Annotated in this window: 19 protein-coding genes; 7 read left to right on the forward strand and 12 right to left on the reverse strand. The window is 70.4% G+C overall.

Annotation, left to right across the window (positions count from 1 at the left end):
• Position 1: 1 nt before the first annotated feature.
• Positions 2–502 carry a PLD nuclease N-terminal domain-containing protein gene (locus ACN9MP_RS14880; RefSeq protein WP_426321414.1) on the reverse strand — a complete coding sequence of 167 codons (501 nt, stop codon included), beginning with the start codon at positions 500–502 and terminating at the stop codon, positions 2–4.
• Positions 503–604: 102 nt separating this feature from the next.
• Here ACN9MP_RS14880 and ACN9MP_RS14885 point away from each other — a divergent pair, with 102 nt between their 5' ends.
• Positions 605–907, forward strand: coding sequence for a DUF4229 domain-containing protein (locus tag ACN9MP_RS14885; protein WP_426321416.1), 303 nt, complete (start codon positions 605–607; stop codon positions 905–907).
• Here ACN9MP_RS14885 and ACN9MP_RS14890 read toward each other — a convergent pair whose 3' ends face one another.
• From ACN9MP_RS14890 to ACN9MP_RS14905, 4 genes are read right to left on the reverse strand one after another with little or no spacing between them, the layout of a single operon-like run.
• Positions 908–2,122, reverse strand: a complete 1,215-nt coding sequence (locus ACN9MP_RS14890) for a family 1 glycosylhydrolase (RefSeq protein WP_426321418.1) — start codon at positions 2,120–2,122, stop codon at positions 908–910.
• 52 nt (positions 2,123–2,174) lie between these two features.
• A complete protein-coding gene (locus ACN9MP_RS14895; RefSeq protein ID WP_426321420.1) occupies positions 2,175–3,077 on the reverse strand; it encodes a carbohydrate ABC transporter permease in 903 nt (300 codons plus the stop codon).
• A complete protein-coding gene (locus ACN9MP_RS14900) occupies positions 3,077–4,006 on the reverse strand; it encodes a carbohydrate ABC transporter permease (RefSeq protein ID WP_426321421.1) in 930 nt (309 codons plus the stop codon). The genes ACN9MP_RS14895 and ACN9MP_RS14900 overlap by 1 nt, the downstream gene beginning before the upstream one ends.
• A 49-nt stretch (positions 4,007–4,055) precedes the next feature.
• A complete protein-coding gene (locus ACN9MP_RS14905; protein WP_426321423.1) occupies positions 4,056–5,387 on the reverse strand; it encodes an ABC transporter substrate-binding protein in 1,332 nt (443 codons plus the stop codon).
• Between the two features lie 135 nt (positions 5,388–5,522).
• Between ACN9MP_RS14905 and ACN9MP_RS14910 the strand changes: the two genes are divergently transcribed.
• Both ACN9MP_RS14910 and ACN9MP_RS14915 read left to right on the forward strand, forming a co-directional pair.
• Positions 5,523–6,527, forward strand: a complete 1,005-nt coding sequence (locus ACN9MP_RS14910) for a LacI family DNA-binding transcriptional regulator (RefSeq protein WP_426321425.1) — start codon at positions 5,523–5,525, stop codon at positions 6,525–6,527.
• Positions 6,524–8,326 (forward strand): glycoside hydrolase family 2 protein, encoded by a 1,803-nt coding sequence (locus ACN9MP_RS14915; RefSeq protein ID WP_426321427.1) that lies wholly within the window; start codon positions 6,524–6,526, stop codon positions 8,324–8,326. The genes ACN9MP_RS14910 and ACN9MP_RS14915 overlap by 4 nt, the downstream gene beginning before the upstream one ends.
• Positions 8,327–8,337: 11 nt before the next feature.
• Here ACN9MP_RS14915 and ACN9MP_RS14920 read toward each other — a convergent pair whose 3' ends face one another.
• Positions 8,338–9,321, reverse strand: coding sequence for a 1,4-dihydroxy-2-naphthoate polyprenyltransferase (locus tag ACN9MP_RS14920; protein ID WP_426321429.1), 984 nt, complete (start codon positions 9,319–9,321; stop codon positions 8,338–8,340).
• Between the two features lie 87 nt (positions 9,322–9,408).
• Here ACN9MP_RS14920 and ACN9MP_RS14925 point away from each other — a divergent pair, with 87 nt between their 5' ends.
• Positions 9,409–9,792 (forward strand): VOC family protein, encoded by a 384-nt coding sequence (locus tag ACN9MP_RS14925; RefSeq protein WP_426321431.1) that lies wholly within the window; start codon positions 9,409–9,411, stop codon positions 9,790–9,792.
• A 20-nt stretch (positions 9,793–9,812) separates the two neighbouring features.
• On the opposite strand, the gene ACN9MP_RS14930 is transcribed toward ACN9MP_RS14925, so the two are convergent.
• The 5 genes from ACN9MP_RS14930 to ACN9MP_RS14950 all read right to left on the reverse strand — a co-directional run bounded on the left by ACN9MP_RS14930 (position 9,813) and on the right by ACN9MP_RS14950 (position 14,172).
• Positions 9,813–10,967: an AMP-binding protein gene (locus ACN9MP_RS14930; RefSeq protein ID WP_426321433.1), complete on the reverse strand. Its 1,155-nt coding sequence runs from the start codon at positions 10,965–10,967 to the stop codon at positions 9,813–9,815.
• 24 nt (positions 10,968–10,991) lie between these two features.
• Positions 10,992–11,906 carry a 1,4-dihydroxy-2-naphthoyl-CoA synthase gene (locus ACN9MP_RS14935; RefSeq protein WP_426321435.1) on the reverse strand — a complete coding sequence of 305 codons (915 nt, stop codon included), beginning with the start codon at positions 11,904–11,906 and terminating at the stop codon, positions 10,992–10,994.
• Between the two features lie 101 nt (positions 11,907–12,007).
• Positions 12,008–12,805: an LLM class F420-dependent oxidoreductase gene (locus ACN9MP_RS14940; protein WP_426321437.1), complete on the reverse strand. Its 798-nt coding sequence runs from the start codon at positions 12,803–12,805 to the stop codon at positions 12,008–12,010.
• A gap of 61 nt (positions 12,806–12,866) precedes the next feature.
• A complete protein-coding gene (locus ACN9MP_RS14945; protein WP_426321438.1) occupies positions 12,867–13,817 on the reverse strand; it encodes a permease prefix domain 1-containing protein in 951 nt (316 codons plus the stop codon).
• A 10-nt stretch (positions 13,818–13,827) separates the two neighbouring features.
• Positions 13,828–14,172, reverse strand: coding sequence for a PadR family transcriptional regulator (locus tag ACN9MP_RS14950; RefSeq protein ID WP_426321440.1), 345 nt, complete (start codon positions 14,170–14,172; stop codon positions 13,828–13,830).
• Between the two features lie 173 nt (positions 14,173–14,345).
• Here ACN9MP_RS14950 and ACN9MP_RS14955 point away from each other — a divergent pair, with 173 nt between their 5' ends.
• Positions 14,346–15,344 (forward strand): o-succinylbenzoate synthase, encoded by a 999-nt coding sequence (locus ACN9MP_RS14955; RefSeq protein ID WP_426326061.1) that lies wholly within the window; start codon positions 14,346–14,348, stop codon positions 15,342–15,344.
• A gap of 7 nt (positions 15,345–15,351) precedes the next feature.
• On the opposite strand, the gene ACN9MP_RS14960 is transcribed toward ACN9MP_RS14955, so the two are convergent.
• Positions 15,352–15,990: a TetR/AcrR family transcriptional regulator gene (locus ACN9MP_RS14960; protein WP_426321442.1), complete on the reverse strand. Its 639-nt coding sequence runs from the start codon at positions 15,988–15,990 to the stop codon at positions 15,352–15,354.
• A gap of 135 nt (positions 15,991–16,125) precedes the next feature.
• Here ACN9MP_RS14960 and ACN9MP_RS14965 point away from each other — a divergent pair, with 135 nt between their 5' ends.
• Positions 16,126–18,960, forward strand: coding sequence for an MMPL family transporter (locus tag ACN9MP_RS14965; protein ID WP_426321444.1), 2,835 nt, complete (start codon positions 16,126–16,128; stop codon positions 18,958–18,960).
• The gene (locus ACN9MP_RS14970; RefSeq protein WP_426321446.1) at positions 18,957–21,014 is read left to right on the forward strand and encodes a YhgE/Pip family protein; all 2,058 of its coding nucleotides are present in this window, start codon (positions 18,957–18,959) and stop codon (positions 21,012–21,014) included. The genes ACN9MP_RS14965 and ACN9MP_RS14970 overlap by 4 nt, the downstream gene beginning before the upstream one ends.
• Positions 21,015–21,035 lie beyond the last annotated feature (21 nt).

Below are 21,035 nucleotides of genomic sequence, written 5' to 3' on the forward strand. Positions count from 1 at the left end.
GTCAGCCGATGGCCCCGCGCTGACCGCGGGCGTCGTCGTCGCCGTCGGCGGGGCGGACGGGCGGCTTCGGCTGCGGGGGCGTGCCCGGCGTCGCGGAGCCGCCGGCGGCCGCCGGCGTCACGCCGCCGGGCGTGGTGGGGTCGTCGGTGGCATCAGGCGCCACGGGCGGCTGCCGGCGGGGATCGTCCTCTTCCGCGTCGAGCTGCGCCAGTTCCTCTTCGAGTCGGCGGATGCGCTCGTCCTGATCGCTGATCGTGCCGATGCGGCCGAGGAACTCGGGGTCGTCGTCGGGTGCTCTGCGGGCGGCGATCGCCGAGGCGCGGCCGCGGCCGACGATGAGCCACAGGATCCCTCCGAGAACCGGGATGAGCACGACGATGAGGATCCAGGCCGGCTTGCTGACGCCGCGGTGTCGCGTGGGCGGCTGGACCGCGCAGTCGACGATGGTGAAGACCCAGAACGCGATCGCCACCAGGCCCAGAATCAGGAGCACCCGAGGCATATCCTCATCCTAGGCGGGCAGGGGCCGCCGTGGGCGTCCCGGGAGCGGTCCGTGACGCAACCGTCGCCGGAAGCCCGTCCGCGGCGAACGTAGGATGGATGGGTGAAAGCGCGCTCGGCCATCGTCTACTCGGTGCTGCGGCTGCTGGCGTTCCTCGTGCCGTTCGGCATCCTCATGCTGTTCCCCATCATGCGCGAGTACTACTGGCTCGCCGCCATCTTCGCCGCCCTCATCGGACTGAGCCTGTCGGTGCTGTTCCTGCGCAAGCCGCTGGCCGACGCCACCGCCGGCCTGGCCGAGCGCCGCGCTCGGGCACGGGCCGGGCTGACCGATGAAGATGCGGAGGATGCCGCCGCCGACGCCGCCACCCTCCCTGAGGCCGACAAACCCGATCCTCGTATCTGATCAGCGGTCGCGGATCGCCAGCTCGCGGAACGCGGGGAACGCGCTGTTCCGGACGCGCTCGAGACCCTGGTCGGCACCGCGCACGAGGTCGACGAGGCCGAACTCCCGGAACCACTCGTCCGGCTGCTTCTGGTCGTAGCGGTAGAGCCAGTCCACGAGCGTGAAGAACGGGAACCACGTGTACCCGACGATGTCGTGTCCCTCGTCGCGCAGCGCCGTCAGCTCGGCGGTGGAGTCGCGCAGCCACGCGATCTTCTCCTCCGGCGTGCCCACGAGCGAGGTCTCGGTGATCGCCAGCACGCCGCCGTAGCGCGCCGAGTAGAGCTCGACGAGATCGCGCAGGCCCGCGGCATCCGATCTCACGGGCGTCATGACGCCGTCCTCGATGCGGGCCGTCGTGAAGCCCGGGTAGTAGTTGACGCCGATGACGTCCGGCTTCACCGCGTTGTCGCGGAACCACTGCAGTTCGGCGGCCGTGACCCCGTGCGAGGCCAGCCACTCCCCCAGCACCGACGAGGTCTGCACCCGGCCGGTGATCAGATCGAGCCCGACGAACCGCCGCTCGTCGAGGAACGCGCGCGGCACGGGCGACGTCTCTCCCTCGTAGCGGAAGCCGGCGTCGACGTGGACGAAGACGGCCGCCGGGTTCGCCGCCGCGATCTCCTGCTGAGTGCGCACCATCCCGCGGGCCAGCTGCATCATGACCGTCACGAAGCCGTCGTCGCCCACGAGGTAGGGCGGCCACGATCCCGTCAGCCCGCACCACTCCGCGTTGACCACCGGTTCGTTGAGGGGCGTGAAGTCGGTCCAGACGTGGCGATACCGCTCCGCGACCGCCCGCCCGTACGCGGCGACCCGCTCCGGGTAGCCCGCGTTGAGGAAGGAGTTCTCGAGCCACAGGGGCGTGCCGTAGTGCATGAGGTCGACGATGCACCGCAGGCCCAGCTCCTGCATCTTCGCGGCGACCCGGTCGGTCCACGACCAGTCGAACCGGCCCGGCGCCGGCTCCACCAGGTACCAGGGGATGCCCCAGCGGAGGAACTCGGCCCCGCTCTCGGCGACGAGCTCGAGATCCGCCTCCCACCGCGCGTAGTGCTGCGTGAGCTCGTACTCGTCGAGCTTGCGGTGCCCGATCCTCTCCTGCGGGATGAACGTGTCCTCGATGCCCACGCCGTAGCGCATCCGTCCGTCGCGGTACCAGGGGCTGCCGGTCATTCGGCGTCCTTTCTCATGTGTTCGGTCGGGTTCGGCCGCGAGCGCGAAGCGGTCACTTCAGCCCGGTGGTGGCGATGCCCGCGACGAAGCTCTTCTGGATGAGGAGGAAGAACACGATCACGGGAAGCAGCGCGAGGAGCGAGCCGGCCATCAGCAGTCCGTACTCGACCACGTGCTGGCCCATGAAGAGCGCCAGCCCGGCGGGGAGCGTCGAGGTCTGCACCTCGGACGACATCACGAGCGGCCACAGGAGGTCGTTCCAGTTGTACTGGAAGTGGAAGAGCCCCAGCGTGAGCAGAGCCGGCTTGGCGAGGGGCATGATGATGCCCGAGTAGATCCGCCACTCGGATGCCCCGTCCACGCGAGCCGCCTCCTCCAGGTCCTTCGGCAGCGACAGGAAGAACTGCGTCAGGAAGAAGATGCCGAACGCGTTCGTCATGCGCGGGATGATGAGGCCCGGGAGCGTGTTGGTCAGCCCCATGCCGTTGAGCATGTCGTACAGCGGGATGAGCGTGACCTGGAACGGCAGCATCAGCAGCAGCAGGATGCCGACGAAGACGACGCCGCGGCCCTTGAAGGGGATGCGCGCCAGCGCGTAGGCGGCCATCGAGTCGAAGAGCAGCGAGATCAGGGTGACCCCGCCGGCGAAGATGATGGTGTTGATGTACAGGCGAGCGAACGGGATGCGGTTCCAGACGTCGACGAAGTGATCGAGTGTCAGCTCGCGCGGCCACAGCGTCGGCGGGTACGTGACGATGTCGACCTCGGGCTTGAACGCCGTGAAGACCATCCAGATGATCGGCAGCAGCATCAGCAGCCCGATGATCACCGACACGATCGCGAGCAGCCAGGTCGTCGCGCGCTGCATCCGCGCGGCGCGGCTGCGCGAAGGGGCCGGCACCCGGCCGGCGACGGCGCGCTCGTCCTCGACGGTGGGAATAGTGGTGGCGGACATCAGTAGGTCACCTGCTTCCGGCGGAGGTAGCCGAACTGGATCATCGAGAGGATGAACACGAAGATCAGCAGCACGAACGAGATCGCCGACGCGTAACCGAATCGCAGCTCCTGGAAGCCTTCGCGGTAGATCAGCATGACGAGCGTCTCGGTCTTGAAGAAGGGCCCGCCGCGCGTCATGACGTAGATCTGGTCGAACGCCTGCAGGGTGGCGATGAGGGCGAGCACCATCACCAGGAGCGTCTGGTTCGACAGGAGCGGAAGCGTGATGCTGCGGAACCGCTGCCAGGGGCCGGCGCCGTCGAGGCGGGCCGCCTCGTACATGTCGACCGGGATCGACTGCAGGCCGGCGAGGTAGATCACCATGTAGAAGCCGACGTTCTTCCAGACGCCGACGAGCATCACCGCGCCCATCGCGTAACGGGGATCGCTCAGCCAGCCCTGCTCGGGCACGATGCCGACGAAGCTCAGCCAGTACGACAGCAGCCCGATGTTCGGGTCGAGCAGGAAGGCCCAGGCGATCGCGATGATGCCGAGCGACACGATGAACGGCAGGAAGATCGCCGTCCGCGCGAACGCCCGGCCCCGGAACGCCTGATTCAGCATGATCGCGAACAGCAGCGCGAGGATCACGGTGACCGGCGTGACCACCAGCGCGTACACGACCGTGTTGGTGAAGGCGTTCCAGAACGGGCCGGACTGGAAGAGCTCCACGTAGTTGGAGAGGCCGACGAACTCTGCGGCGCGGATGAGGTTGTAGTCGGTGAAGGAGAGGTACACCGCCTGGATCATCGGGTAGAGCGTGAACGCGACGAGGATGATGATCGACGGCGCGAGGAAGAGCCAGGCGGTCAGCGCGCGCCGGCCGCCGGCGCGGAGTCGTCGGCGAGCCGGACGGCTCGCCGGAGGGGCGACGGTCGTCGTGGTCATGGAGAGCCTTCCCCGGTGAGGCGGGCGGCGCGCCGCCCGCCTCACACGGTCACTTGTCGAGCTCGGCCTGAGCTTCTTCGGACGCCTTCGTGAAGATCTCCTCCACGGTTCCTTCGCCGTTGAGCGCGCGCTGGAGCGCGGGCGTGAAGACGGTCTCGAGGATCGGGCCGCCGGCCGCGACACCGGGCATCAGCACGCGTGCGCTCTCGGCCACGTCGGGAGCACCGAAGATGGCGGGGTACGGGCTCTCGGTGATCTGGTCGGCGACGTCGGCACGCGTCGGAGGGAAGCCCGAGCCGTTGGCCCAGGTGATCTGCCCTTCCGCCGAGTTCCAGTACGCGAAGAACTTGTACGCCGCGTCCTTCACCTCGTCGCTCGCGTTCGACGGGATCCCCATCGACACGACGTCGGCGAGCACCGCGTCCGACGCGGGGCCGGCGAACGGCTTGACGAGCCCGTAGTTGAGTCCGGCCTCGTCGAAGCCGGTCGTCATCCACGGCCCGACGATCTCGATCGCGGCCTTGCTCGTCTGGAAGAGCTTGTCGGCGTCGGCACCGGACAGGCCGATCGGCGCGGCCTTCTGGTCCTTCACGAGGCCGACCCAGTACTCGAGCGCCTCGATCGACTCGGGCTCGCCCAGGAGGGACGTCTTGCCGTCGTCCGACACGATGCCACCGCCCGTGCCCCACAGCAGCGAGGGAAAGATCGGGACCGTCTCGTGGTCGGCGAGCGCGATGGCGTACACGTCGGGCTTGCCGTCTCCGTTGCCGTCGGTCGACAGCTTCGGAACCATGGCCGCGAACTCGTCCCACGTCGCGGGCGGCGCCTCGGGGTCGAGCCCGGCGGCCGTGAAGAGGTCCTTGTTGTAGTACATCATCATGGTCGCGTAGTTGACCGGGACGCCGTAGTTCTTGCCGTCGTACATGGATGCCTCGACCGCGGCGGTGGTGAGCGCCTCGCTGTCGTTCTCCGCGTCGTCGTAGTAGTCGTCGACCGGCATGAACATGCCCTCGTCGGCGAACTGCGGGATGCGGGAGGCGGACATCGCGATGATGTCGGGGCCGTTGCTGCCGGCGACGGAGGTGAGCACCTTCTGGTACAGCGTGTCCCAGGGCATGATGTTCGTCTTGACCTCGACCTCGTCCTGCGAGGCGTTGAAGTCGTCGACCACCTGCTGCAGCGCCGGTCCGTCCGGTCCCGTGAAGCCGTTCCAGAAGTCGAGGACGATCTTGCCGTCGCTGCTCTTCTCGTCGCCGCCGCCGGAGCCCTGACCCGCGCACCCGGAGAGCACCATGCCCGAGAGCACGACGGTCGCGGTCGCCGCGATCATGACCCGGGTGCGTCGAGAGCCCGCGCTCGAATGTCCCTGCTGTGTCTTCATCGATTTTCTCCTTCGAATGCCGTTCAACGTTGAACGATGGGATCGAAGACTGTTATACATGACCGGTAATCGTTGAACAAGACGATTGTGTTGTGACAGTGTGATCGTCGCAAGAACGTGAGGAAAGGGGGCCGGATGCCTCGCACGACGCTCAAAGACGTCGCCGCGCGCGTCGGCGTCTCTGCCAAGACCGTCTCCAACGTCGTCAACGGCACCGGATGGGTCACCGATGAGCTGGCCGCCCGCGTGCGCCTCGCCATCGACGAACTGGGCTACCGGCCCAATGTCGCGGCCCGCCAGCTGCGCAGCGGACGCAGCCGCATGATCGGACTCGCCATCCCCGAGCTGAGTCAGCCGTACTTCGCCGAGCTCGCGTCGGAGCTCGTGCGGGCCGCGCAGGAGCGGGGCATCACCGTGCTGGTGCATCAGACCGACGGCCGCGCCGAGACCGAGCGCAGGATCAGCGACGGCGTGGACGCCCCGGTGATGGACGGGCTCATCATGAGCCCGCTCGCCCTCGGCGCGAAGGAGCTCGACGCACGACTCGACTCGACCCCCCTCGTGCTCCTCGGCGAGCACATCGGCGACAGCGGCTTCGCCCACGTCACGGTCGACAACACCGCGGCCGCGGCGGCAGCGACAGAGCATCTGCTGTCGCTCGGCTGCCGCCGGATCGCGGCCATCGGCGCGCAGCACACCGGTCCCAACGAGACGGCGGTGCTGCGCCTGGCGGGATACCGTCAGGCTCTCGAGGCGGCGGGAATCCGCTACGACGAGGGCCTCGTCTTCGCCGTGGACGAATTCCATCGCGCCGACGGCGCCGCAGCCGCCCACCGGATCCTCGAGTCGGACGCGCGACCCGACGGGGTGTTCGCGTTCAACGACCTGCTCGCGCTGGGCGCCATGCACGCGTTCATCACGGCGGGCGTCTCGGTCCCCGCAGACCTCGCCGTCATCGGCTTCGACGACATCGAGGAGGGCCGGTACAGCACACCCGCCCTCACTTCCATCTCCCCCGACACGCCCGCCCTCGCCCGCCGCGCCCTCGACCTCATCTACGAGGAGCCGCCGACGCCGGGCATCCACACCGTGGGCTTCACGGTCGCACATCGTGCGAGCACGAAAGGACCCGATCGATGACGAGCCACGATGTGGTGGACGCCACGACGCAGGACGGGAGCCACCCGCGCCCGCAGCTGCTGAGGAACCACTGGCACGACCTCTCCGGCGAGTGGGGGTACGCGCGCGACGACGCGCGCACCGCCCGCGTGCACGACGTGATCTTCGATCGCCGGATCGTGGTGCCCTTCCCGCCGGAGTCGCCGGCCTCCGGCATCCACGAGACCGGCTTCACTCCCTGCGTGTGGTACCGGCGCACCTTCGGCCCTGACGAGCTCACCGCCGCCGGTCTCACCCCGGAGCGGTCACGGGTGCTGCTCCACTTCGGCGCGGTGGACCACTCCGCCGCGGTGTGGGTGAACGGCTCGCTGGTGGCGACCCATCACGGAGGGCAGTCGCCCTTCGACGCCGACATCACGGATGCGATCGACCCCGCGGCCGAGAACGTCCTGATCGTCCGGGCCGTCGACGATCCGGACGACGTCTCCGCACTCCGCGGCAAACAGGACTGGCGCGAGCGGCCCCATTCCATCTGGTACCACCGCACCACAGGCATCTGGCAGCCGGTCTGGCTCGAGTGCGTGCCCGAGAGCTCCGTCGAGGCCGTCAGCTGGCGCACCGACCTGCCCGCGGCATCGATCGAGGCCGAGGTGGAGCTGGCCGGTCGCGTCGACCCCGGCTCGTGGGTGCGGGTGGCCGTCCGGCACGCCGGCGAGCTGCTCGCAGAGGTGCGCGTCCGCACCGGCGGACGACGACACTGCCCCGTTCGTCTCGTCATCCCGCGCCAGCTGAACGGTCAGGCGTACGAAGAGCTGCTGTGGAGCCCGGCCCACCCGACGCTGCTGTCGACATCGGTCACGCTCGAGACCTCCGACGGTGCCGTCGTCGACGCGGTGGGAAGCTACCTCGGCCTGCGGTCGGTGGCGGTGTCATCCGACCATCTGCTGCTCAATGACCGGCCGATCCCCGTGCGTGCCGTGCTGGCGCAGAACTACTGGCCCGAGACGCACCTGGCCGCGACCGCCGGGATGCTGCGCCGCGAGGTCGAGCTGATCCTCGAGCTGGGCTTCAACACGGCCCGCGTGCATCAGAAGGCGGAGGACCCGCGGTTCCTCTACTGGGCCGACCGTCTCGGCCTCATGGTGTGGGCCGAGACCGCGAACGCCTATGCGTTCGACGAGCGCGCGATCGCCGGGCTCGTCGGCGAGTGGATGGCGCTGGTGCGGCGCGACCGATCCCATCCGTCGGTCGTGGTGTGGGTGCCCCTCAACGAGAGCTGGGGCGTGCAGCACATCTCGCACGACCAGCGGCAGTCGGCGCTCAGCCGATCCGCCTCCGACCTCACGCGCGCCCTCGACGGCACGCGGCCGGTGATCTCCAACGACGGCTGGGAGCACACGGCGTCGGACATCTGGACCATCCACGATTACGAGCCCTCCCCCGACGTGCTCGCAGCGCGCTACGGCGACCCGAAGGCGCTGAGCGACATGCTGGCGGGTTTCGGGCCGGCCGGCCGGCGGATGTCGGTGGGGCGTCCCGAGACCGACGGGCCCGTCATCCTCTCGGAGTTCGGCGGCGTGAGCCTCGAGACCGAAGGCTCGGACGACTGGGGCTACTCCTCGGCGAGCGACCCGGCCGCGTTCGAGGCGCAGGTGACGAGCATCCTCGCGGCCGTGCGCGACGCCGGCCCGCTCGCGGGGTTCTGCTACACGCAGCTGACCGACACGGGCCAGGAGACCAACGGGCTGCTGTACGCCGACCGTTCGCCCAAGTTCCCCGCCGAGCGTATCCGCGCGGCCGTGACCGGCGAGGCCGGCTGACGGGCCGTTCGTCAGCCGATGAAGGCCCACATCAGGAACGCGCCGTACGCGACCGACGTGAGCGACGTCAGCCCCAGGGCGATGACCAGCTCCCTCGGATCGCGGTAGGTCCAGACGATGAGGATCGCCGGCAGTCCCGCGAGGAGGGCCAGAAGCGTCAGCCACGCGATCGGGTAGCCGATCCACGCGAGGAACACGGCGATCGCGAACGCCGCCAGCAGGAACACCGTGAAGAGCCAGCGCGTCGCGCGGCGGCCGATGAGGACCGTCAGGGTCCTCTTTCCGGCGGCGCGATCCTGATCGATGTCGCGGAGGTTGTTGGCCAGCAGCACCGCGCACGCGATCAGGCCGACGCCCACCGCGCCGAACCACGCCTCCTGCGGCAGCGCGAACGCCTGGACCCACGTCGTTCCGAGGGTGGCGACGAGACCGAAGAAGACGAACACGAACAACTCACCGAGGCCGTAGTAGCCGTACGGGCGCTTGCCGCCGGTGTAGAACCAGGCGGCGATGATGCACACCGCCCCCACTGCGATGAGCCACCACTGCTGCGTGCGGATCGTGATGGCGAGGCCGGCGAGCGCAGCGATCGCGAAGAAGGCGAGCGAGACGATGAGCACCGTGCGCGCCTTCACCTTGCGTGATGCAGTGAGGCGGGCCGGCCCGACGCGGAAGTCGTCGGTGCCGCGGATGCCGTCGCTGTAGTCGTTGGCGTAGTTGACGCCGATCTGCAGCGACACCGAGACGATGAGACAGAAGAGGGCGATCACCCAGTGGAAGACGTCGGCGACCAGAATCGCGGCGCCCGTGCCGACGAGGATCGGGGTGACGGCCAGCGGCAGGGTGCGCAGGCGGGCTGCGCCGATCCAGTCGGCCGCCGTCGGCTCGGCGACGTGCTGGGGCGCCCGCGACACATGCGCCTTCTGCGGATTGCCGCGCGCGGGCTGCTTCTTCGGTCCGGTCGTCTTGCGCTTCTTGCTGGGGGTTCCTGCCACGAATGCACATCTTAGGGGCCGCGCCGACGAGGCACGCACAGGACCTTCCCCTGACCCTCTGTCGGCGCCGTGGCGGAGGATGGCGTCATGCTGAGCATCGGATCCACCGTCCTCACCGTCGAAGACATCCAGCGAGCCGGCGACTTCTGGCGCGCCGCCCTGGGCTACGTCGACCGCCGCGCGCCGAGCGATGACTGGGTGATCCTCGATCCACCCGGCAAGGCCCACTGGGCGGCGCCGGGGGCCAGCCTCGCGCTCTCGGTCACCGGGTATGCGCAGCACTATCCCCCGCGCATCCACCTCGATCTCTACGCCGAGGATCAAGCGGCTGAGGTCGAGCGGCTGCTCGGCCTCGGCGCGCGGGAGGTCGACTGGCACGGCTACCCCGCCGACGCCGACTGGTTCGTGCTCGAAGACACCGAGGGCAATCGCTTCTGCGTCGTGCAGACCGGGCCCTTTCCCGACCGCTGACCCCGCGAAATCGGGCCCTGTCAGTGGAGCGCGACCACCGCCCGGCGGATCGCCTCGCGATCGGGCTTGCCCGACGGCAGCGTGGCGAGCTCGTCGACGAGGATCAGCCGCGACGGGCGCGCATGCGCGCCGATCTCGGCGTGCACGGCGGAGCGCGCCTCCTCGAGCTGCACCGCCTCGCTGCGGCGCAGGGCCTCCCCCCGCGATGCGACGATGACGGATGCCTCGCCCCAGCGCGCGTCGGGAACGCCGACGACGACGGCCATGGCGAGCCCGGGGATCCCGCGCACGATCCGCTCGACCCGGTCGAGCGAGACGTTGATGCCGCCCGACACGATGACGTTGTCGAGTCGCCCGCGCACGCGCAGGACGCCGTCCTCGAAGAGCCCCGCATCGCCGGTGCGGTACCACCGCGTGCCGTCGCGGTCGCGGAGGAAGGCGGCATCCGTCCGCTCCGGGTCGTCGAGGTAGCCGTCGGCCAGTGTCGGTCCCGACACCTGCACCTCGCCGCGCTCGATGCGCACCCCCACGCCGCGCAGCGGCACGCCGTCGTAGACGCAACCGCCGCTCGTCTCGGTGGAGCCGTAGGTGCGCGCGATGCGGACCTGCGCCGCCTCGGCGCGCTCGAGCGTCGCGGCGGGCAGTGCCTGCCCGCCGACGAGGATCCTCTCGAACGACCGCAGCGCCGAGAGCACCGAGGGATCGTGCGCGGCGGCGTCGAGCAGCTTCGACAGTTGCGCGGGAACGAGGGACGTGAAAGTCGGGACCCGCTCGCCCCCCTCGGTGGAGACCATCATGAGCGCCGCGGCTGCGAACGCCTGCGGCGTGAAGGCACCGGACAGGATCGCGGGCTCGCGGTCGCCGACGAGCGAGCGCACGAGAACCTGGAGCCCGGCGACGTAGCTCGCCGGCAGGGCGAGCAGCCACGCGCCGTCGCCGATGCGGTCGGCCGTCGCCATCGCACTGGCCGTGAGCGCGTCGCGGCTGAGCACGACGCTCTTCGGCACTCCGGTCGACCCCGACGTCGTGACGACCACGGCCGTGCCCGGCCGCACCTCGGCGGGAAGCTCGCTCACCAGCCCCAGGCCAAGTGCCGGCCCGGCACCGTGCAGCGCACCGCGGAGGGCCCGCAGGATGTCGCGGGGGTCGTCGCCGACGACGGGTTCGAGCCTCATGGGTGCGTGCTTCCGGTCAGCGGCTCAGAAGTGCCAGGGGTAGGGCGACCAGTCGGGGTCGCGCTTCTCGAGGAACGAGTCGCGACCTTCCACGGCCTCGTCGGTGCCGTAGGCCAGGCGGGTCGCCTCGCCCGCGAACACCTGCTGGCCCACCATGCCGTCGTCCACCGCGTTGAACGCGAACTTCAGCATGCGGATCGCCGTGGGCGACTTCGTGAGGATGGTGCGCGCCATCGAAACGGCCTCCCGCTCGAGGTCGGCGTGCGGCACGACGCGGTTCACCGCACCCATCTCGTAGGCGCGCTGGGCCGAGTACTCCTCGGCGAGGAAGAACACCTCGCGCGCGAACTTCTGGCCGATCTGCCGGGCGAAGTACGCCGAGCCGTACCCGGCGTCGAACGAGCCCACGTCGGCGTCGGTCTGCTTGAACCGCCCGTGCTCGGCCGACGCGACGGACAGGTCGCACACGACGTGCAGGGAGTGACCGCCGCCCGCGGCCCAGCCCGGGATGACGGCGATGACGACCTTCGGCATGAACCGGATGAGCCGCTGCACCTCGAGGATGTGCAGGCGCCCGGCGCGCGCGTTCGCCTCGGCGGGCACCGCGGTCTCGTCGTCGGAGTACTTGTAGCCGTCGCGACCGCGGATGCGCTGGTCTCCGCCGGAGCAGAACGCCCAGCCGCCGTCCTTGGGGCTGGGTCCGTTGCCGGTGAGCAGCACGACGCCGACGCGCGGGTCCTGACGGGCGATGTCGAGCGCGCGGTACAGCTCATCCACCGTGTGGGGCCGGAACGCGTTCCGCACCTCCGGGCGGTCGAAGGCGATGCGAGCGATCCGCCCGTCCTGCGAGACGTGCGAGGTGATATCGGTGTAACCGCCCGCGGGAAGGCCGGGTGCCGGCATCCACTCGTCTTCATCGAACAGTTGCGAAACGCTCACCCGGCCAGCCTACGGCTCGTGCGGAGCGGTGGTCACCCGGCGATCCTCGTCGCGGGCTGCGGGGTGATTCCGGTTCGTGACGGATGCCGCCGGCGCGGGCGTCAGGCGTTCTTGGCGTCGCGCCAGGCGAGCCATCGGCGCACGAGGTCGTAATCCCAGTCGGGCCCGTGGAACGCGAGCGTGAAGAGACGCACGCCGGCGTCGTAGAGCGCATCGGCGTGGTCCGCGCCGCGATGCCCGAGCTCGTTGGAGACCACGAGGGTCGAGGTGTCCCGCTGCTCGCGCTCCGCCCACCGCTCGATGACCGCGAGCTTGTGGGCCAGGTCGTCCGGACGCACGAAGCTGTGCCAGATGTCGGCATGCCGCGCCACGAGCCGCAGCGTCTTCTGCTCGCCCTTGCCGCCGATCATCACCGGGATGTCGCGCGTCGGCGCCGGGTTCAGCTTCTGCCAGCGCGCCTCGATCCGCTCGAGTCCGGCAGCGAGGTCGTTCAGACGCGACCCGGCGGTGCCGAACTCGTAGCCGTACTCCTCGTAGTCACGCGCGAACCAGCCCGAGCCCGTCGCGAAGATGAAGCGGCCGACGCCGTCCTTCGCCGAGATGTGGTCGATCGTGCGGGCCATGTCGGCCTGCAGGTCGGGGTTGCGGTAGCTGTTGCAGTTGACCAGGGCGCCGAACTCGACGCGCTCGGTCTGCTCGGCCCAGGCTGCGAGCATGGTCCAGGACTCGAAGTGCATCCCCTCGGGGTCGCCCGACAGCGGGAAGAAGTGGTCCCAGTTGAAGAGGATGTCGACGCCCATCTCTTCGAGGCGGAGCACCGCGTCACGGAACGACGGGTAGGGAGCGTGCTGGGGCTGCAGCTGCACGCCGAGGCGCACGGGAGCATCGAGGAGGGGCATCCGAAAAGACTATTGCCGCCGCGAGGCGGCGGGCCTCGATCGAGGGAATGCGCCGAGCGCGTCAGCGCCGGGCGCGCACGGCCTTGAGAGAGGCGTCGATGGTGTCCCAGATCGCGACGCCGGCGATGACGAAGCCGACCACGGTGGCGACGATCGGCTCCACTGCGGCTGCGTCGTCGGGCACGATCGTCGAGAAGTACTCCGGGTTGATCAGGCGTCCCTCGAAGAGCAGCCACAGCGCGGGCACCGCGATGACGAGGTTCAGGATGCCGTTGGCCACCGCGAGCCCTGCGGTCCAACGCCCCAGGGCGTAGACGACGATCGCGAGCACCGCTTCCAGCGCCATGACGAGGAAGAGCCCCAGGATCCACCACGGCCACAGCCCCGGGTCGAGGAATGACAGTCCGGGCTCGGTCGGCACGAAGCCCACGAAGAGGTCCCACAGCACGACGCCGACCATGATCGCGAGGAACACCAGCGACGACACCATGTCGCCGAGGCCGACACCCTTCTGCCGGGGCTGCGGGAGGCTGTCGAGACTCCACGCGCCGCCGTCGAGCGGCTGATGGCCGGTGCGCTCCAGCACGACGAACACCAGCGTGGTCCAGAAGGCGAGGTGCACCACCACCGACAGCAGGATCGGCACCAGCGCGCCGATGATCTGGCCGAACGAGGCCCCGTCGAGCACCATGGCGAGCGAGACGCCGAAAGCCGCGCAGACCGGCACGATCCACAGCAGCAGCTTGAGCAGCCGCCACCAGTCGAGGAAGTAGCGGGGTCCGACGAGCCACAGGGGGCGGTCGGTGTACTGCGCGGCGAGCTTGTCGGGGTCGCCCAGCTCGGTGAGAACGGCGCGCTCGGCCAGCGCGCGGTCCTCGCCCTCGCCGATACGCGCCTCGACCTGGTCGTCGATCGAGCCGCGCAGCTCTGCGGCGAGGTCGCCGCGCTGGTTCTCGGGGACCGTCCGCATGGCGGCTGCGACATAGCGGTCGGTGAGGGTCGCAGTGGTCATGTCGTTCTCCTCAGTGCTGATCGCGGGAGTCGGGGAGGGCGTCGATCGCGGCGGCGATCGCGCGGAAATCCTCGGTGAGCGAGGCCGCCAGGCGGGAGCCGGCGGCACTCGTGCGGTAGAACTTGCGCGGCCGGGATTCGTCCGTGTTCCACTCGCTCGTGAGGTGGCCCTGCTTCTCGAGCCGCCGCAGCAGCGGATACAGCGTGTTCGCATCGGTGGAGAAGCCATGCTCCCCCAGCTCCTCGAGAAGCCCGTACCCGTAGCCCGGCGCCTCGAGCAGCCGCAGACAGGCGAGCACCACCGTGCCGCGCCGCAGCTCCTGCAGGTGCGTCTCGAGTGCCTCGGCTTCGCTCATGCGTCACACCATACTGTGTATCGCACACTATAGTCAATGACACTTTGTAGTTATGCAGTACGGGCCGCAGAACCGAGGGCATCTGCATGTCAGAGGACCGGACAGACGGTTCGGTCCTCGATTCGGCAGATCTCCTCAGATGTGGCACGAGACCCGGGCAGACTGAGCATGTGATGACGCCTGCTCCGCTCCCTCCCCTCGCGACGATCCTCGACACCGCACGCGTCGTGACCCTGCCCCTGGCCACGCGGTTCCGCGGCATCGACACCCGCGAGGCGCTCCTCTTCGAAGGGCCCGAGGGCTGGGCGGAGTTCTCCCCGTTCACCGAATACGACGACGCGGAGGCGTCGACGTGGCTCGCCGCAGCCATCGAGGACGCATGGATGCCGCGCCCCGCCGCCCGCCGTGACACCGTCGACGTCAACGCCACCGTGCCGGCCGTGGCGGCGGCATCCGTCCCGGCGCTGCTGGCGCGGTTCGACGGCTGCCGCACGGCGAAGGTGAAGGTGGCGGAGTCCGGGCAGGTGCTCGCCGACGACGTGGCCCGCGTGCGGGCGGTGCGCGAGGCGATGGGGCCCGAGGGTCGCGTGCGCATCGACGCGAACGGCGCGTGGAACGTCGACGAAGCCGAGCACGCGATCCACGCCCTCGCCGAATTCGACCTCGAGTACGCCGAGCAGCCCTGCGCGACCATCGACGAGCTCGCCGAACTGCGCCGCCGCGTGAAATACATGGGCATCCCGATCGCCGCCGACGAGAGCGTGCGCAAGGCGGCCGACCCCCTGGCGGTCGCGCGGGCGGGCGCGGCGGACCTGCTGGTGATCAAGGCGCAGCCCCTCGGCGGGGTGCGGCGCGCCCTCGAGATCGTCGAGGAGGCCGGGCTTCCCGCCGTGATCTCGAGCGCGCTCGACACATCGGTCGGGCTCTCCCTGGGCGTGGCCCTGGCGGCTGCGCTCCCCCAGCTCGACTACGACTGCGGTCTCGGCACCGCGTCGCTCCTCGCGGCCGACGTCGTGGCGCCGCCGCTCGCCCCGCGCGCCGGCCGGCTCTCCGTCGGCCGGGTGACGCCCGACCTCGCGCTGCTCGCCGAGCACGCGGCATCCGCCGACCGCCGCGACTGGTGGCTCGACCGCCTGACCCGCTGCTACCAGGTGCTCAGCAGCGCGCGCTGATCACTCGTCAGAGGGGGTCGACGAGGGCCGTGGCGAGACGCGCGGTGCGTTCGTTGACGAGGTCGTGCGTCTGGGAGGCGCTGAGCCCGGTCATCATCGCGAAGGCCGACGTGTCCTCCCACGTCTGCAGGATCACCCCGGCGAACTCGCTCGCGGACAGCCGCAGCCGGAAGCCGTAGGTTCCGGCGAGTTCCTCGATGAACGAGCCGATGCGGTCGACCATGCCGGCCTGCCACGCGATGTAGGTCTGCGCGAGCCGCGGATCGCGCATGGCCCGGGTGCGGATCTCGCTCGTGAGCAGGATGCCCTGCTTCTTCTCGAACGCCACGTCGAGCAGCTGGCGCACCAGCGCACCCGGCTCGAGGACTTCGCCCCGCGCCTGGAGCACTGCCACGCGCTCGGCGACGTCGTCGATCTTCTCGCCGGCGACGCGCTCGGTCAGAGCGAGCATCAGCTCGTCCTTCGTCTCGAAGTTGGAGTAGAACGCGCCCCGGGTGAAGCCCGCGCGTTCGCAGATGGCCTCGACGGATGCCGCGTCCAGACCGACCTCGGCGAAGACCAGGGCGGCAGCATCCAGCAGCTTCTGCCGCGTCGCCTCGCGACGCCGGGAAGTGCCGGCGGCCTCGGCCACGGAACTGTCGGTCATTCGTCCTCCTCGTCGCCTGTCTCACACGGAGTACTCAGGTTTCGGAGAGGCGACGAGCCCTACGATACACTCATGTATCCGATACAGCGCTGTATCGACTGTGCCCGAACCCCTCACCCGTGAACCGGAGGCGCTGTGTCGACTCTTCTGTATGCGCTGGGCCGCTGGACCTTCCGCCACCCGTGGCGCGTGCTGGTCTCGTGGCTGCTGCTGCTCACCCTTGCCGGGGGCGGCGCGGCGCTGTTCATGAAGGGCACCGACAACGCGTTCTCGATCCCCGGCACCGAGGCGCAGGAGGGCATCCAGCTGCTCGACCGCAGCTTTCCGCAGGCGAGCGGCACCAGCGCGCAGCTGGTGATCGTCGCCGCTGACGGCGACCATGTCGGTGACGATCCATACGCCGGCGCGATCGACGACACCGTCGCGCAGCTCGAGGACCTCGACGGCGTCATCGCGGTGACCGACCCGTTCGACGAGATGGTCTCGGGGATGGTGTCGGACGACGAGTCCGCCGCCATCATCCGCCTGCAGTTCGACGGCCAGGCCACCGACGTCTCGGACGAGACGAAGGCCGACCTCAACCAGGTCGCCGACGACCTGCGTGAGACGCTTCCCGGGGGCTCGAAGGTCGCGATGGGCGGCGACCTGTTCTCGACGTCGGTTCCCGCGCTGTCGCTCATCGAGGCGGTGGGCGTGCTGGTGGCCCTCTTCGTCTTGATCGTGACGTTCCGCTCGTTCGCGGTCGCCTGGTTCCCGCTCGTCTCGGCGCTCATCGGCGTGGCCCTCGCGATCGCGCTGATCTACGTCTCGACGGCGTTCGCCTCCATCTCCTCGACCACGCCGATGCTCGCGATCATGCTGGGGCTCGCCGTCGGCATCGACTACGCGCTGTTCATCGTGGCCCGACATCAGGACCAGGTGCGCGCCGGAGTCGAACCCGAAGAATCCGCCGCCCGCGCGACGGGAACGGCAGGCTCCGCGGTCGTCTTCGCCGGTGTGACCGTGCTGATCGCCCTCATCGGCCTGGGCTTCGCCGGCATCCCGTTCCTCACGACCATGGGCATCGCCGCCGCCGTCGCGGTCGCGATCGCGGTCGTCGTCGCGCTCACCCTCACCCCCGCCCTTCTCGGCTTCGCCAAGGGCCGTGTCGCCGGCTGGGGCCACGGCAGCAAGCGGCGCGGCATACCGCTTCGCACCCGCTCCGCGGCGGAGACGGATACGACTCCCGCGCCTGCCAAGAAGACGAACCGGTGGGTGATGCTCGTCACGAAGCACCCGCTCGTCACGACCATCGCGGTCGTGCTCACGCTCGGCGTCATGGCGATCCCGGCCGCGAGCCTCGGCCTGGCCCTGCCGAACGCCGGCGTGCAGCCGGAGGAGAGCCAGGCGCGGCAGGCGTACGACCTCACGGCCGAGCATTTCGGCCCGGGCTTCAACGGCCCGCTCATCATGACCGGCACGATCGTCACCTCGACCGACCCGCTCGGGCTGATGGACGACCTCGCCGCCGAGGTCGAGAAGGTTCCGGGCGTGAAGGAGATCGCGCTCGCGACGCCCAACCAGACCGCCGACACCGGCCTCATCCAGATCGTGCCCGAGACGGCCCCCGACGACCCGGCCACCGCCGAGCTCGTGCGGGCGCTGCGCGAACTCGCCCCGCAGCTCGAGGACGAGTACGGCGTCGACCTCAAGGTCACCGGCTTCACCGCGGTGGGCATCGACATCTCCGACCGCCTGGGCGCCGCCCTGCTGCCGTTCGGCGTGTTCGTGGTCGGCCTGTCGCTCGTGCTCCTCATGATCGTGTTCCGCTCGATCTGGGTTCCGATCAAGGCAGCCCTCGGCTATCTGCTGTCGGTCATGGCCGCGTTCGGCGTCGTCGCCGCGGTGTTCGAGTGGGGCTGGGGCGGCGATCTGCTCCACGTCGCGCGGACGGGTCCGGTCATCAGCTTCATGCCGATCATCCTCATGGGCGTGCTCTTCGGTCTCGCGATGGACTACGAGGTCTTCCTCGTCAGCCGCATGCGGGAGGACTACGTCCACGCCCGCCGCGGCGCCGCCGGACACCTCACACGCAGCGGCCGCGACATCGCCATCGGCGCGGTGCGCTCGGGCTTCACCGCCTCCGCGCGGGTGGTGACGGCGGCCGCCGTCATCATGTTCGCGGTGTTCGCGGCATTCGTGCCCGAGGGCGACGCCTCCATCAAGCCGATCGCGCTCGGACTCGCGGTCGGCATCGCCGTCGACGCGTTCCTCGTGCGCATGACGCTCGTACCGGCCGTGATGGCGCTCCTCGGCGACAAGGCGTGGTGGATGCCACGCTGGCTCGAGCGGGTGCTCCCGCACTTCGACATCGAGGGCGAGGCCGTCGAACGCGAGCTCGCGCTGACCGATTGGCCGGAGCCGAACACGGCCGCCGCGGTCGTGGGCGACGGCGTGGGCATCCGCGTCGACACTGGCGGCTCCGCCGGTGAGGTCGTGCTCTTCGAAGGCGCGGGCTTCCGCGTCGAGCGGGGCGGCACGCTCATCGCGACGGGGGATCCCCGGGCATCGCGCGCGTTCGCCCTCACCGTCGCCGGGCGCCTCGCGCCGACCGACGGCCGCCTCCGGGTCGCAGGCCACCTGCTCCCCGAACGGGCCGCCTGGGTCCGTGCGCATGTCGGGCTGGCCCTCCTGAGCGACGCGGACGACCGGGTCGCCGAGCTGCGCCGCGCGCTCACGGGCAGGACGACGCTGGTCGTGATCGAGGGCATCGACGCGCTCGACCATGCCGAGCGCGACCAGGCGGCGGCCGCCCTGCGCGACGCCGCGGAGGCGCTGCGGGCGGCCGACGAGTCGGCGCACCTGACGCTCGTGCTCACGACGCGCGCCGAGAGCGCCGCGCTCGCGCTCCTCGCCGATGCGCGTCGGCCCGATGTGGCGTCGATCGCCCTCCGCTCCACCACGCAGACCACCACCGAGGTGAACGCATGACCCCGAACCGGATCACCACCGCCGTCGAGCGGGCACGCTCCCGCCGGCCCGTCACCTGGCTCACGCTCATCGGGGTGATCCTGCTGCCGGTGGTCATCGGCGGCATCCTCGTCGCGGCGCTGTACAACCCCGTCGACCGCCTCGACAGCCTCACCGCGGCGATCGTGAACGAGGACGAGCCCGTGACGATCGACGGGCAGACGGTGCCGCTGGGACGACAGCTGACCGCAGGGCTCGTCGAAGGCTCGGACGACCTCGACAGCAACCTCACCTGGACGCTCTCGAACGCCGAGGACGCGGCATCCGGTCTCGCCGACGGCACGTATGCGGCCGTCATCACGATCCCCGAGAACTTCTCGGCCGCCGCGACCTCGACGCAGCCGGGCGAGACGCCCGAACAGGCCACCATCGAGGTGACCACACCGCCCGACAGCCTCATCGTCGACGACGCGATCACCGCGCAGGTCGCGTCGGCAGCGGCCTCCAGCATGGGGAACCAGTTGTCGACGGTGTACCTCGAGAACGTCTTCCTCGGGTTCACGACGCTCGGCGAGCAGCTCGGCACGGCGGCGGACGGCGCCACGCGGCTGGCCGACGGCGCGACCCAGGCCGCCGACGGGGCGGCTCAGCTGCCGGGCGGCATCTCACAGCTCGCCGACGGCAGCTCGCAGCTCGCCGACGGCGCCTCGCAGCTCGCCGGCGGCGCCGCGCAGATCGCCGGCGGCGCCACGTCGCTGCAGTCGGGACTCTCGACCATCGCCGGCAAGACACGGGAGGCGGCGGGCGGTGCTCAGCAGCTCGCCGACGGCGTGAACGCCGGCGCTGACGCGCTGGAGCAGAACGGCGTCGTGCCGAGCCAGGTGACCGACCTCGCCGCGCAGAGCGCTCAGGTGGCCACCACGACCGCGACCGCCACCCAGGCGGTTCTCGATCTCGCGAACGGATGCGTCGCATCCGGCGCGCCGACGGCCTACTGCGACGGTCTGGTGCAGGCCGCGACAGGTGCCGACGCTGCCGCGGACGGCAGCGCGCAGCTCGCCGGCGGCACCTCGCTCGCGGTCGGGGGGCTCGCCTCCGAGCTGCCGAAGCAGCTCGCCGGGCAGTTCCGTCAGATCGGCACGAACGTCGCCACGCTCAGTGGTGGCCTCACCCAGCTCGCAGGCGGCATCGATCAGTCCGCGGCCGGTGCGGGACAGCTCGCGACGGGCGTCTCCGGACTCCAGGACGGGGCCAACGGGCTCGCCGGCGGTGCGTCGCAGCTCGCCTCGGGTGCCACCCAGGCGGCCGACGGAGCCACGACCCTCGCCGACGGAGTGGCCCAGCTGGCGGACGGCACCGGACAGCTCGCGAACGGGCTGGCGACGGCATCCGATTCGATCCCCACGTACACCGGCGAGGAGGCGACCGACCTCGCCTCGGTCGTCGCCGACCCGGTCGCCGCGGAGGGCGTCGGCACCTCCCTGTTCGGAGCGTCGGCGATCCCGCTGCTGGCGACGCTGGCGTTGTGGTTCGGCGGGCTCGGAACCTTCATCGCCCTGCAGGCGGTGTCGCGCCGCGCGCTCACGTCGCGCGCGCCCTCGGCGCTGCTGGCGCTGCGCTCATTCGCTCCAGCCGCGGGGCTCGGCGCCGTGCAGGGTCTGCTGGTGGCGGGCGTGGTGCAGCTGGCCGCCTCGTACGCGTGGGCCGACTGGTGGGTGTTCGCCCTGGTCTGCGTCGTCGCCGGCGTCGCCTTCGCGGCGGTCAACCAGGGTCTCGTCGCCGTGTTCGGCGGCGCCGGGCGCTGGATCTCGGCCCTCATCGGCGTCGTCGCCGTGGCGTCGGGCGTCGTCTCGACGGTGCCGGGGGTGCTGTCGGGCATCGCCGGGCTCCTCCCCACCGGCCCCGCGTACAACGGCATGCTCGCCGCCCTCACTTCGGAGTCGGGCCTCGGTGCGGCGATCACGGGCCTCGCGGTGTGGACTCTGCTCGGCCTCGGCGCCACCATCCTCGTGGTCGCCCGCCGGCGCAGCACCTCGGCGCGCGCCCTGCTGAAGACGACGCCCGCCGCCGCCTGACCGGTACGGCCACCACGAGGC

The organism is Microbacterium sp. E-13 (assembly GCF_049912955.1).
Classification (GTDB): Bacteria; Actinomycetota; Actinomycetes; order Actinomycetales; family Microbacteriaceae; genus Microbacterium.